Consider the following 12346-nt stretch of genomic DNA (forward strand, 5'->3'; position numbering starts at 1 on the left):
GGTAGAACGTAAGGAGGGCTACAATGCTCCATCGTTGGATTGAACTCGGGCTTAGCATCAATCCGTGGTTGATCGGATTTATCGGCAGCGCTGCTGTAGCAGGAACAGCCCTGTGGAAGCGTGCATTAACACGATCCGGGGCTGCTGCAGCCGTGATCATGGGTACGATTTATTATAGCTGCGGTGATCTTGTCTGGTTTGGCTTGCTGCTTACTTTCTTCATATCTTCGACCTTCTGGTCGAAATGGAAGAAACGGAAGAAGGCCCATCTGGATCAGATTTATGAGAAGACAGGCGAGCGTGATGCTGGACAAGTATTCGCGAATGGTGGAATTGGGATGCTGCTATGCATCGTCAATTTCATTTGGCCGAGTCCCTATTGGCTGTGGCTGTTCATTGGGGTAATGGCGACCGTGAATGCAGATACATGGGCAACCGAAATTGGCAGCCTGAGCCGTCGATTACCACGCTCACTGTTAAGTGGCAAGCAAGTCGAAGCGGGTACTTCAGGGGCGATATCACTCCTCGGAACCCTGGCGTCGGTTGCAGGCGCGTTCACGATTGGAATGGCGGCAATGTGCTTGATGATCCTGCAGCATGCAATCATAGGCCAAGAGCCTGTTGAAGGATTGAATTGGACCTATTTCCTGATTATCATAGTCGCAGCATCAATTGGCGGTACTGCAGGCGCATTAGTCGATTCCCTGCTGGGGGCAACTATCCAAGCAGGATATCAATGCAACGCTTGCGGGGCGTCGACTGAGCGGCTTATGCACTGCGGTGCAGCAACCAAGCACATCCGCGGCCTATCCTGGTTAAATAATGATAACGTGAACTTGCTTGCTTCTTGTGCCGGCGGGCTGATGTCTATTGTTGTCATTCTGCTGTTATAGGCGAAAAGAGTTGATCAATTGTCATGCAATTGAAATCGACAACATTCCTGTCTCATGTTATAGTCGAAGCAGAATGTAAGTAACCATGGCAGCAGCGTACAAGGAGGTGAACCGAGTGAGTTATGGACAGGGTGACAAGCTGCAGTTGATTATGGACGCGGCTTATGAACTCTTCGGTTCGAATGGTTTTTATGAAACGAAAATGTCGGATATAGCTGACAAGGCAGGTATTGCCAAAGGAACGCTATATTTATATTTCGAGAGCAAAGAGCAGCTGTTTACCGTAATGATGATGCAAGGCTTTGAGCAATTTCTGCAAGAGTTGGATCAGGGGCTTCTTGAGCGGGACTCCTTGGAGGGAAGTCTAGGTTTCGTTGCCGAGCATCATTTGGAATATTATTATAATCGCAGGGAGTATACGAAGTTGTTCTTCAAGGCGCCAAATAAGGATCCGGAAATGATGGAGGCGCTGTGCAACTTCATGAAGAGTTATGTACAGCGAATCGCAAGCTCGATGGAGGATTTCAATTTGCCAGATCCTCTCCTTCATGCCAAATCATTTATCGGTATGCTCGATATGCTCAAGATGGATATATTATTTAATCCGACTTTTTCTAACCAGGATTTGCGGCAGCGGATTCAGTTCGCATCTGAGTTGTTTGTGAATGGCTGTAAGCAGGGCATACCGCTCTAGCAGCTTCATACCTGATCGCGTGCAAGGGGGGAACCGTAGGTTCTCCTCTTTCGATGATGGGAGAGGAGATAGGCGGATAAATCTGCACTCTATACTGTTGACAGCTATTTGCAATCTGGATGTGTCTACGGGTTAGGAAAAAGGTTATAAGGGGATGAAGTAAGCTTAGTTCGCTTGCAGCTTCACCTTCGTTATAGATGGCTGATGCTTGATTGGAGGAACGGAATTCATGCATGTAATGACGATTGAACAGCTAGGTAAAAGTTATGGGGACAAAACTTTATTTAAAGATGTATCATTCGGAATCGAAGAAGGGGATCGATTCGGAATTGTTGGGGTAAATGGGACGGGGAAATCTACATTCCTTCGTACGATTATGGGATTAGAGCCCGTTGAGGAAGGCAAGATCATGGTTGGCAGCCGCGTTCGGGTTCAATTTGTGCCGCAGGAGCCGGAATTTGATCCTAATGCAACTGTATTGGATCAGGTGATGGGTGGGGATGCCCCAGAAATGGTCGCAATCCGGACGTATACCGCGTGCTTGGAAGCAGCATCTTCCCAACCGAATGATGAGCAAGTACAGCATCGCTTGGTACGCGCGAGTGACGACATGGATCGCCTCCAGGCTTGGCAGCTTGAGAGCGATGCGAAGACGATCCTGTCCCGTCTGGGGATTCAGCGCTTCGATGCCCGAATGGGCGATCTCTCAGGTGGCCAGCGTAAGCGTGTGGCGCTTGCGTCAGCACTTATTCATCCTTCGGATCTTCTGCTGCTGGACGAACCTACGAACCATATTGATAATGAGACCGTAGCGTGGTTGGAATCATTGCTTCAGAAGCGCAGCGGTGCATTGATTATGATTACGCATGATCGCTATTTCCTCGATCGCGTCGCGAATCGCATGATTGAATTAGATCAAGGACGCGCGTATTTCTATGAAGCGAATTATACGCGTTTCCTTGAATTGAAGGCAGATCGTGAGGCGCGTGAAGCAGCCTCGGAGGATAAGCGTCAGAATTTGCTCCGTAATGAGCTGGCATGGATTCGGCGCGGGGCACAGGCTCGGTCGACGAAGCAGAAGGCGCGAATTCAGCGCTTTGAGGAATTACAGGCCGATAACCCTGCTGCGAAGAACGGTCAAGTGGAGATATCTGCGATGTCTGCACGGCTAGGGAAGAAGATCATGGAGATTGAGTCTCTGGGATGTTCGATTGAGGGACGGGAGCTGTTCAAGGATCTCAGCTACATCGCAGTTCCAGGGGATCGCATTGGTATCATAGGGCCAAATGGAAGCGGCAAGTCGACATTGCTTCGTGTCATTGCAGGCAAGCGCGAACCTCAGCAAGGGACAATTGTGCTCGGTCCTACGGTTCGGATTGGATTCTTCACACAAGAACATGAAGAGATGGATGAATCCCTTCGTGTCATCGAATATATACGTGAGGGAGCAGAGACCGTGCAAACCGCCGAGGGGTATACCGTAACGGCTGCACAAATGCTCGAACGGTTCATGTTCAGCCCTACAATGCAATGGACATTGATTGGCAAGCTGTCCGGTGGTGAGAAGCGACGCCTTCAACTGCTTCGTATCTTGATGGAAGCGCCGAATGTGCTGCTCCTTGACGAGCCTACGAATGACTTGGATGTACAGACACTTGCTGTGCTGGAACAGTATTTGGATGACTTCCCTGGCGTTGTTATTACGGTATCTCATGATCGTTACTTCTTAGATCGAGTGGCAGAACGTATTTGGTCGTTTGAGAACGGTCGTGTCTCCCAGCATGTTGGCAATTACTCCGAATATATGGAATGGAGAGCTAAGCATGCACATGCGGCGAATACAGAAGGCGGCACGCCAACAGTGAAGACAGGAACTGCTGCAGATCCTGCGGGCCGATCGGAGCGCAAGCCTAAGCTCAAGATGTCATACAAGGAAGAGCGGGAGTATGAACAGATTGAGGAACGAATCATGGAAGCGGAAAGCAATATTGAACGTATCCAGCAAGATATGGAACAAGCGTTCAATGATTCAGTACGCTTGCAGGAGCTGATGAAGGAAGATGCGGAGGCTCAGAAGCTCTTGGAGCATTTGATGGAGAGATGGACTTATTTAAGCGAGCTAGCGGAGCAAATCGAGGCTGAGAAGTCGAAATAATGCTGCTGGTTCGAGTGAATGTGAATACACCATAGTTCATCGATGATTATAGCGATCGAAGCAACTACGATGGAATATCAGCGGAGTGAAGGGAAGCGTTCGTATGATGGGGAAGTATGAACCAGCACCACATGATATAGTGATATATCCTAGTAAGCGCAAGTTAATCGTCATGTTCCTATGTTCCATAGTGTTTATTGCGATTGGAATGGTCATGCTCATGCAAAATGAAGGTGGAGTCGTGTTTCTAGGGGGAGTAAGTGTCGTATTTTTCGGTATGAGCGGTGTATATTGCGCATACCGCATGTTAGTCCCTAAGCCAGCTGTCATCCTGACAGCGGATGCCTTCTATGATCAAGCCTCGCTTGGGGCAGCAGGGAGAGTATCGTGGTCAGAGGTAGAAGAAATTAAAGTGTACGATATGATGGGCCAATCCTTCCTGGGAGTGAAGATGGCCAATCCGGAAGAATTCCTTGCTCGGTGTCCAGGCTGGAAACGTTCGCTCATGTCAGCGAACCGAGCATTCGTTGATACGCAGATCAACATCCCAAAGGTTGGCATTCGAGACTCGCTGGAGCAAGTGGCTCAAGAGATGCTCGTACGCTGGGATCGTGCCAAGTCGCAACATACTTTGGCGAATAAGAGAAGAGCAGGTAACCTCAGTGGGTAGTCCCCATGTGAGGTTCCTGCTCTTTTTTTCGTACGGCAAACCGTTCAACAATTCTGCCGATTAATCGCAATTCATACTGTTATTCATCTTCGCCAATCTTGACGATGGCTCTCCCAGATGATTGGCCCTGGAGCAACTGGTTGAGATAGCTAGGGACATCAGTCAGCTGCAATTCATGAATCCAGTTCGGGGTATGGGTGAATGACTTCCACTCCGCCGCGATTCGTGACCAGAGGCGGACACGATCTGTACTCGGTACGAATACAGAATCGATGCCATATAAGGCGGTCCCTCTCAGAATAAATGGGAAGACAGAAGCCGGCAAAGTTCCACCAGCCGTCATTCCTGTTGCGGCCACAGCCCCGCCGTAATGGAGGGACGCTAGGACAGAGGCAAGAATCGCGCCGCCACAGACGTCGATCGCTCCTGCCCAGCGCTGCTTATCGAGAGCCCGAGGCCGCTCTGGAAGAAGTTCCTCACGTGCAACAATCTGCTTGGCACCAAGAGAACGAAGTAACTCTTCATACTGAGCTTTACCTGTAGAAGCGGCAACCTCATATCCGAGCTGTGCCAGCATAGAGACTGCGATGGAGCCGACTCCGCCTGTCGCACCAGTAACAAGGATAGGGCCTTTATCAGTTGTAATACCATGGCGTTCTATCCGTTCGACAGCGAGAGCAGCAGTGAGACCCGCTGTGCCGAATATCATCGCTTCCCTTAGGCTGAGCAAATCGGGGAGTGGAACGATCCAATCGCCTGGTACGCGGACAATCTCACTGAGACCGCCCGTATGGGTTACGCCTAGCCCATATCCCGTTACTAGTACACGCTGTCCTGCCGAATATCGTTTATCCTCTGATTCAATGATGACCCCAGATACATCAATTCCGGGGATGAAGGGGTATGATTTTACGATATTTCCTGTTGGCGAGCAGGCAAGCGCGTCTTTGTAGTTCAATCCAGAATACGCGGTACGAATCGTTACGGTTCCCGCTGACAATTGCTCGGGGGTACATTGTTGAACACTTACATCCAGCGTCCCATCCGTTTGCTGGTTAATCCATAACGCTGCAAATTGCTGTTTCATCTTACCTTCGAACCTCCCTTTCATTCCATGCTGCTTATGTGTAATTAGGTAGAAGACAGGCTGATATCACTCGCTTCAGAGTTGACATTTAGACAGCATTTATTATAAGGGATCAGGTTCTTATTCCTCTGTGATGTATGCAGCAATCAAGCGTGCTGTATTGATTACTGCCCGCTGATGAGTGCGTTCCATCGCATGTGAGGCATGAACGCCTGGCCCAATTAAGGCAGCACGGATGTTGTTGCCACCGCGAAGCGCAGCTGAAGCATCGGAACCATAGTGAGGGTAAATATCAACTGCATGCTCGATTCCCTCTCGTTCTGCCAGAGCAATAAGAGTGCCCGTCATCATATAGTCGTAAGGCCCGGATGAATCTTTCGCACAGATGGACACGTCCGTCTCCTTGCAAGACAGATCATCGCCCATAGCTCCCATATCAACAGCAAGCATCTCCGTTATTTCCTGGGGAATGTAGGATGCGCCATGTCCGATTTCTTCGTAATTCGTAATGAAAATGACAATATCGTGCTTTGGCTGCCATGCGTGGCGCTTCATGCTCTCCAGCAATCCGAATAAGGCAGCTACACTAGCTTTGTCATCCAGATGGCGCGACTTAATAAATCCATTTGGCAAGTGTACAGGACGTGCGTCAAATGAAACGTAATCACCTGTGCGAATGCCAAGTTCCTCGGTATCTTTCTTGGTATGTACAAGCTCATCGATGCGCACAATCATGTTCTTCTCTTCACGTGCGTATTCGCGTGCGTCGCTGTATACATGCACGGAAGGGTGGTTCGTCATAATTGTTCCTGTGTATGTACGACCGTCACGAGTATGTATGTGGCAATATTCATTCTCCATGGAACTAGACATATATCCGCCTAGGGAAGTTAAGCGAAGTGTGCCATCAGCATGGATGGATCGTACCATAGCACCCAGCGTGTCGACATGGGCAGACAATCCGATGACTTTGTTCGAATCGTGCTTCTCTCCTGCTACCTTAATGACGCCACAGCCTTTTTGAGTCTGCTCGAATGCGTATCCGAGTTGTTCCGCTTCACGGCCAATGCGGGCCATAATATGGTGGGTATAGCCTGTTGGACTCGGTGTATTAAGCAATTCGAGCAGGAAGGAAGTTACGTAATTTTCGTCAATTATCGCTTGGAAGGGTTGTGATGAAATAGTTGAATGATCAGGTGCAGTCATGACTGTATTCCTCCTTGATATGATAAATGGGTACGATTTAATCGCTAAACGCTAAATACCAGTGTTAATCAGTGTTAATGTTAATGCAAATACTAGTTCTGAGACTAGTACTAATGTAAGTACTAATGTAAGTACTAATTCAAGTACTGATGCAAGTACTAATGCAAGTACTAATACAAGTACTGATGCAAGTACTAATACAAGTACTGATGCAAGTACTGGTGCTAGTGATCAATCTTGCTCGAATTGGCTGTGCTTGATGTGAGTCCTGTTAAATCCTCATTTGTCGTGCTGTCGCCATGAGGATGCAATTCTTCCAGGTTGTTTGTCGATTCATGATTCTCGAACAAGCTAGTGTCAGCGTCGCCTGTATATTGAGCAAGCTGATGCTCCAATTGCTTAATCTTCTTCTGGGAGCGGAACTGCAGGTAGATGCTGTATGAACCGACAATTACAGCTCCAAGCAGGGTGCAGCCCAAAATGAGAAGAATGAGCGGTACATCGAACGTGCCGAACAAGAGATTCACTTGTACTGGATTCACGTTAATGACTGCAAATATCGCCGTAATGAGCGCAAATATAAGTCCTGCTAGCAGGGACCATTGAATACGCATTGCAGGTAGCCTCCTTACCATTATGTTTATGTATCTATTCTCAGTATAATGTTCGACTTCATTCGCCACAAGTTGAATGGTTGCTCCAATCAAATATTTTCATTATGGAATAAGGATTCATAATACAGACATGTCATGATATGATCATGGGAGGAATGATCTGGAAGTGAATGGAGGGACATTCATGAATACGAGGAAGGCAGACGTTGTCATTATTGGTGGAGGGCTTGGGGGAACGCTGGCAGCTTGGACACTGGCGAATCGGGGCCTAGAAGTGATCATGACAGAAGAGACGGACTGGATTGGCGGCCAGCTTACCAGTCAAGCAGTTCCACCAGATGAACACCCATGGATTGAACAAACAGGATGTACTGCTGCTTATCGAGTATTCCGCAATCAGATTCGGAGTTATTATGCTGCACTTGTGAAGCCGGAGCTGCTGCAGGATCGAGATGCATACGACAATACTTTCAATCCGGGGAATGGATGGGTAAGCCGGCTGTGTCACGAGCCGAATGTTGCGCATGATCTGCTGCAAGCGTGGCTTCGCCCTCATGTTGAGGAAGGGCGTCTGCACATTTTGTATCATACGGTTCCGCTTGAAGCGCACACACAAGGCGATGCCGTACAAGACATCACCGTGCTCAATCGAATTACAGGAGAGAAGACAGTACTCACTGGACAATATTACGTAGATGCAACAGAATGTGGTGACGTGCTGCCGCTCGCAGGTGTTGAATATATCGTTGGTGCTGAATCACAGCAGATGACAGGGGAGCCTCATGCGCTAACAGAAGCAGACCCAGCTGATTTGCAAGCGTTTACAGTAGTGATGTCGCTGGAGAAGCTGGATGCCAACGCCGCTGAACACAATGAGCTGATTGCCAAGCCGGCAAGTTATGATTGGTGGAGGCGCTTTCACCATGAAGGATCGCCTTATCCTTTGTTAAGTTGGTGGGATACAAAGCCGAATGCGACTCATGAATTGCGCAAGTTCATTTGCATGCCCGACGGTATAGACCCGCTGCCTCTGTGGACGTATCGCCGTACTGTGGACGCATCGCAGTTTCGGGACGGCCATTATGAGGGAGATCTGTCCTTAATTAATTGGCCGCAAAATGATTATTCCATTGCATCTCCTGTTGAGATGAGTTATGAAGAGCGGGATGCGATTGTTGAGGAGGCTAAGCAGTTAAGCTTGTCTCTGTTATACTGGCTTCAGACAGAAGCGCCACGTGAAGATGGTGGAGTAGGGTACCCCGAATTCCGCTTGTATCGCCCATCTGTCGGCACTGATGATGGTCTTGCTAAGTCGGCTTACATTCGTGAATCGAGAAGAATTCATGCCTTATATACGATAACGGAACATGATGTGAGCAAGGAGCTTCGCAAGGGGCAGGGACTAGGTATTCGTCGATATGAGGATAGTGTAGGAGTAGGGCATTATTCTATGGATTTGCATACAACAACCAAGACTGGACGAAGCTGCTATATTCCGACCTTGCCTTATGAAATTCCACTTGGATCTCTCATTCCGAAGCGGGTCACGAATGTTCTGCCTGCTTGCAAAAATATCGGTACGACTCAGCTTACTAACGGGTGCTATCGCTTGCATCCAACCGAATGGAATATTGGAGAATCCGTCGGTCACTTGATCGCTTATTCGATTGAGCAAGGGATCATTCCGCGCAAGGTCTATGAGGATAAGCAGCATCTCAGCGCTTATCAAGCGGAGCTGGATGGGGCAGGCGTACAGCGAAGCTGGCCGTTCGATGGAACCGAAATCACATAGCGCAGCTATATCAACTTCTTCGCTTCTTACCTATTAGCACGCATCGTGTCCCTAGGTTTACTCAATTTGATACAAGAGTGAATGTGACAGGATAGCTGACAAAAAAAGAGACGCCCAGACAGCAGTTAGTTAGGCTGTCTAGCGTCTCTTTTACATTTATTTTGCTGCGAGCTGTTCCATCTCTTTGATAAGGGATTCAAGCAAGCTCATGCCTTCTTCGATTGGCTTCGGAGTGGACATATCGACGCCGGCCTTCTTCAGAATGTTGATCGAGAAGTCGCTGCCGCCGCTCTTCAAGAAGCCTGTGTAACGATCGACTGCCGGTTGACCTTCTTCGAGAATTTGCTTCGCGAAGCTTTGTGCAGCCGAGAAGCCTGTCGCGTATTTGAACACGTAGAAGCTTGTATAGAAGTGAGGAATACGTGCCCATTCCATCTCGATATCTTTGTCGATGACCATGTCATCTCCGTAGTACTTCTTATTCAAGTCATAGTACACGTCACAGAGGAGCTGCGGTGTCAGTGCTTCACCTTTCTCAGCGTGATCATGGATAATCATCTCGAATTCAGCGAACATCGTCTGACGGAATACAGTTGTACGGAATTGATCGATGTAGTATGCAAGCAGATACATCTTTTCTTTCTTATCCGTTGTCTTCTTCAGCATATAATCCATGAGCAGCGCTTCATTCAATGTGGAAGCAACCTCTGCCAAGAAGATGGTGTACTGCGCGTCACGATATGGCAGGTTGTTGTCCGAATGGTACGAATGCAGTGCGTGACCCATTTCATGTGTCAATGTGAACATGCTGTTCAAATTGTCTTTATGGTTCAACAGCACGTAAGGGTGCGTGCCGTATGCGCCCCAGCTGTATGCGCCAGTACGCTTGCCTTCATTTTCATAAACGTCAATCCATCCGTTGTCGAAACCATCTTGAAGCACATTCAGATACGATTCACCAAGCGGCTTCAAGCTTTCCTTAACAGTTGCCTTCGCTTCTTCGAATGTAATATTCATGTCGAACTCATCGACAACCGGAGCGAATAGGTCGTACATATGTAGTTCCTTCACACCCAGAAGCTGCTTGCGAAGCTTCATGTAGCGGTGCATAAGCGGCAAGTGCTTGTGGATCGTGTCAATCAGATTCGTATATACTTCCTTCGGAATGTTGTCGCCGTACAGATACATTTCCAATGTGGAAGGGTATTTGCGTGCGCGAGAATAGAACAGGTTCTTCTGTACGTTCGCATTGAGTGTAGAAGCAACTGTATTGCGAAGCTTGCGATATGTACCGTATACGCCTTCAAAAGCAGCCTTGCGAACTTCGCTGTTGCGGCTTTCAAGGAATTGAATGTAGCGGCCATGTGTCAGCTCTACATCCTTGCCGTTCTCGTCCTTAATCGTTGGGAACTTCATGTCGGCATTGTTCAGCATGCTGTAAATGGTCTCAGGCGCCTTGGACATGCTTCCAACTTGCGCGAGCAGCGCTTCTTCTTGCTTGGACAGAATATGTGCCTTTTGGCGCTGCATTTCAGTCAACGTGAAGCGGTAAGCAGCCAGCTTCGGTTCTTGAATGAAGGCATTCAATTGCTCATCAGACAAGGACAGAACTTCAGGCGTAATGAAAGAGAGAGCCTCCCCAACTGTTACGCTTAATTGCTTGGCCTTCTCGGACAATGCCTGATATCCAGGTTCCGCTGTGTCTTCATGATGGCGCATGCTCGCATATACGTACAGGCGCTCTGTATGTAGGGAAATATCGTCTTCCAGCTCAAAGCAATTCTTCAGTGCTTCCGCATCATTCAACTTGCCTTGATATTGCTTCATTTTATCCAACAGCTGGTTAACCAGCGAGAATTCTTTGTCCCATTCTGCTTGTGATCCGAATAAGTCCTCCAATTTCCAGCGGACATCCTGTGGGACTTCTGAACGTTTCCATACTTGTTCCATATGTACCCTCCTTATATATTGATATTGCGATAATGGCTTCACTGTCGCTTGCTTGTAACTAGCGGCTGTTGAAGCAGACAGTAGGCTGGTCACCATGATGGCAGAGGTGACCAGCCCGATAACCAATTGGCGTGTCGTGGCCATATATCCCCCTCCGGTAGCGTTGCCGTGCGGCAATGGTGCTGTGTGCACTCACCGATTAATCTGTAGGGTAGTATGACCAGAGAACGCCAAACTATTTGTTGCGGGCGGCTGTGCTTGTTCGTTGGAGAAGCTAACTGCCGAGCGCAAAGAAAGAATAGACAATTAGGAAGAAGGCGAATGTAATCAAGCATAATGCAGTAATTGCCAACGGCCTGCGCAGCTTCTCTGGCAGCGTGTCTCTCTTCCAGACTAGGATCACTCCAAGTGAAAATGCAAGCAAAACAAAAATAAGGTTCGTTGATGAATTCATAAGCATCCTGCCTTTATACTTGCTTGAATTTGTCCATGATCTCGTTCCATTCTTCTTCCTTGCCTACGTAATCTTCTTTAGGAAAGCGTTGTTCAGCCCAATGCATCAAGGCCGGACGGCTCAAGAAGTTATGGCATTCTTCTCCCCATTGTTCGGATATTTCACGCAATACGATATAACGGCCTTGTACTTCAACCGTAAGCATATTCCAGTTATCCTTTTTATAAATAACATGTTTCTTCATCATAATTTGGTTCCCTCGTTTCTTGGTGCAGGGCACTGTCACTCTAAGTTGTAAGCGGTATTGCCAAGCAGTTCGTCTTACCGATCATGATACCTTAGCCATTAAATGAAATCAAATCTGATTTCACTGGAAAACCGCAATATTGATCACATTATTTGCAATTTTTTTAGAAATCTTTTTTTGTGGGAAAAGTTGCGTTTGACTTTTTGCTTAAGTATAATATTACTATTCGCCTGTCAGGGCGAAGAAGTGAGGAGGTTTTGACTTTGAAAGGTACTGTAAAATGGTTTAACGCAGAAAAAGGCTACGGATTTATCCAAGTGGAAAACGGCGAAGACGTATTCGTTCATTTCTCCGCAATCCAAGGCGACGGTTTCAAAACACTTGACGAAGGCCAAGAAGTAGAGTTCGATATTACTGAAGGCAATCGCGGTGCGCAAGCAGCTAATGTCATTAAATTATAATGAATTGTCCCGTTAAGGGCTGTCATTTATAAATAGTGCACTAGCAACGCCAAGCAGCCATGTTCATGTTGAGCATGGCTGCTTTTTTATGTTCTCATTTGATCGCAGTAGCCTGAACCTATT

12 protein-coding genes are annotated in these 12346 nt (G+C 47.7%); 6 read left to right on the plus strand and 6 right to left on the minus strand.

What is annotated here, in order from left to right; all coding sequences use genetic code 11:
* Positions 1 to 23: 23 nt before the first annotated feature.
* From RQP50_RS04765 to RQP50_RS04780, 4 genes are all read left to right on the plus strand, one after another.
* On the plus strand, positions 24 to 893 hold the full coding sequence (locus RQP50_RS04765; RefSeq protein ID WP_072729777.1) for a DUF92 domain-containing protein: 870 nt from the start codon (positions 24 to 26) through the stop codon (positions 891 to 893).
* Between the two features lie 115 nt (positions 894 to 1008).
* Entirely contained in the window at positions 1009 to 1587 is a 579-nt protein-coding gene (locus tag RQP50_RS04770; protein ID WP_028533850.1) for a TetR/AcrR family transcriptional regulator, read from the plus strand.
* Between the two features lie 229 nt (positions 1588 to 1816).
* Complete coding sequence (locus tag RQP50_RS04775) at positions 1817 to 3742, plus strand: ABC-F family ATP-binding cassette domain-containing protein (protein ID WP_315743634.1); 1926 nt, start codon at positions 1817 to 1819, stop codon at positions 3740 to 3742.
* 103 nt (positions 3743 to 3845) lie between these two features.
* Entirely contained in the window at positions 3846 to 4412 is a 567-nt protein-coding gene (locus RQP50_RS04780; RefSeq protein ID WP_315743636.1) for an STM3941 family protein, read from the plus strand.
* Between the two features lie 79 nt (positions 4413 to 4491).
* Here the strand turns inward: RQP50_RS04780 and RQP50_RS04785 are convergent, their stop codons facing one another.
* From RQP50_RS04785 to RQP50_RS04795, 3 genes are all read right to left on the minus strand, one after another.
* Entirely contained in the window at positions 4492 to 5499 is a 1008-nt protein-coding gene (locus RQP50_RS04785) for an oxidoreductase (protein ID WP_315743638.1), read from the minus strand.
* A 120-nt stretch (positions 5500 to 5619) separates the two neighbouring features.
* On the minus strand, positions 5620 to 6705 hold the full coding sequence (locus RQP50_RS04790; protein WP_072729772.1) for a M42 family metallopeptidase: 1086 nt from the start codon (positions 6703 to 6705) through the stop codon (positions 5620 to 5622).
* Positions 6706 to 6929: 224 nt separating this feature from the next.
* Positions 6930 to 7319, minus strand: a complete 390-nt coding sequence (locus tag RQP50_RS04795) for a LapA family protein (protein WP_072729771.1) — start codon at positions 7317 to 7319, stop codon at positions 6930 to 6932.
* Between the two features lie 184 nt (positions 7320 to 7503).
* Here RQP50_RS04795 and RQP50_RS04800 point away from each other — a divergent pair, with 184 nt between their 5' ends.
* Complete coding sequence (locus tag RQP50_RS04800; protein ID WP_072729770.1) at positions 7504 to 9111, plus strand: FAD-dependent oxidoreductase; 1608 nt, start codon at positions 7504 to 7506, stop codon at positions 9109 to 9111.
* Between the two features lie 156 nt (positions 9112 to 9267).
* On the opposite strand, the gene pepF is transcribed toward RQP50_RS04800, so the two are convergent.
* The 3 genes from pepF to RQP50_RS04815 form a co-directional block, all read right to left on the minus strand.
* Positions 9268 to 11061 (minus strand): oligoendopeptidase F, encoded by a 1794-nt coding sequence (gene pepF, locus RQP50_RS04805; RefSeq protein WP_174810925.1) that lies wholly within the window; start codon positions 11059 to 11061, stop codon positions 9268 to 9270.
* A gap of 274 nt (positions 11062 to 11335) precedes the next feature.
* Complete coding sequence (locus tag RQP50_RS04810; RefSeq protein ID WP_072729768.1) at positions 11336 to 11515, minus strand: hypothetical protein; 180 nt, start codon at positions 11513 to 11515, stop codon at positions 11336 to 11338.
* 13 nt (positions 11516 to 11528) lie between these two features.
* Positions 11529 to 11762 (minus strand): hypothetical protein, encoded by a 234-nt coding sequence (locus RQP50_RS04815; protein ID WP_021253250.1) that lies wholly within the window; start codon positions 11760 to 11762, stop codon positions 11529 to 11531.
* Positions 11763 to 12025: 263 nt separating this feature from the next.
* Here RQP50_RS04815 and RQP50_RS04820 point away from each other — a divergent pair, with 263 nt between their 5' ends.
* The gene (locus tag RQP50_RS04820) at positions 12026 to 12223 is read left to right on the plus strand and encodes a cold shock domain-containing protein (RefSeq protein WP_005546053.1); all 198 of its coding nucleotides are present in this window, start codon (positions 12026 to 12028) and stop codon (positions 12221 to 12223) included.
* Positions 12224 to 12346 lie beyond the last annotated feature (123 nt).

Source organism: Paenibacillus suaedae (assembly GCF_032337355.1).
Lineage (GTDB): Bacteria > Bacillota > Bacilli > Paenibacillales > Paenibacillaceae > Paenibacillus_B > Paenibacillus_B suaedae.